The organism is Flavobacterium enshiense DK69 (assembly GCF_000498495.1).
Taxonomy (GTDB): domain Bacteria; phylum Bacteroidota; class Bacteroidia; order Flavobacteriales; family Flavobacteriaceae; genus Flavobacterium; species Flavobacterium enshiense.
Genome location: NZ_AVCS01000043.1, coordinates 1 through 1,011, shown reverse-complemented (window position 1 = coordinate 1,011; position 1,011 = coordinate 1). Strand labels below are relative to the sequence as shown.

Annotated in this window: 1 protein-coding gene; it reads right to left on the bottom strand. The window is 32.0% G+C overall.

Going from position 1 to position 1,011, the window contains the following annotated elements; genetic code table 11:
• Positions 1 to 129 precede the first annotated feature (129 nt).
• The gene (locus FEDK69T_RS15255) at positions 130 to 966 is read right to left on the bottom strand and encodes a DUF4886 domain-containing protein (protein ID WP_023575096.1); all 837 of its coding nucleotides are present in this window, start codon (positions 964 to 966) and stop codon (positions 130 to 132) included.
• Between the last annotated feature and the right edge of the window lie 45 nt (positions 967 to 1,011).

Here is a 1,011-nt window from a genome sequence, read left to right as displayed (position 1 = left end):
GCCGGCTTTAAGAAGTTGGGGGTTTTTGTTCCCAAACCATTCCAGTAGGACTGAAGTCAAATATACAAAAAGACCGTTTCATTAAGCCCTAAAACCCCAATTTCTTAAAACCGCTGTTGGCAGTAGTTTTTATTCTGCAATTTTTTTAAGTAATTTAGCTGTTTTAGGTTCAATTTCTCCGTTGTATTTTAAATTAGATACTTTTTTATTAGACAGCATTTGGTAAAAAATACAGGCATTTAAAAAAGCACCATACTTATTCGGATGGCTATCGTCTTCGTAAAGTTCAATTTCAGGATATTTTGTCCGTACTTCATAAAATTTATTTCCGTTATCCGATTTTATGAGGTCATTTTCTTTGGCAACCAAATCATAAGCCTCATTAATTATCTTAACCTCTTGTTCTAAACTTTCAAGAACAGGTGAGCAACATTTGTCCTTTTTTATTGATTTGTCAATTTGACTTGCTGGATAGCAATATTGTTTGGGATATTCGTTTTTTAATGGCCAAGTATTGAAAAGTATAAATCTACAGTTGGGATTAGAAACCAATTTCTTAATATCTGAAATTGCCTTATTCGTTTTTAGTTCACGATTTTCGGTGATTAAAACACTTATAGTTCCAGTTTGTAAAATGACAATATCCCATTGTTTCTCAGCAATCTTGATTTCTGTTTCTGTTTTTTCTCCCTCTTCTTTTTTTCTTGTGCTAATTCCATTTTCTGTTCTTGATGTTATTATGTCAGATAAATGACCAGTTAATGACATTCCAGGAAACGTGCTTTGTTCAATTTTTATATTTGGATCTGTTTCATTAAGCATTTTTTGGACTGTCTGCGGCATATCGTAGAAATATGTCAAGCTATTTCCAATAAATAACACATTTATTTTTTCCGCTGTATCTTTTTGTTGCGAATTACAGCTAATGATTTGTAGTGTTATTAAAATTAGTAGAATGTTTTTCATAAATCACGATTTTTCTCAAATTACTGCCAACGTCCCGCCGGCTTT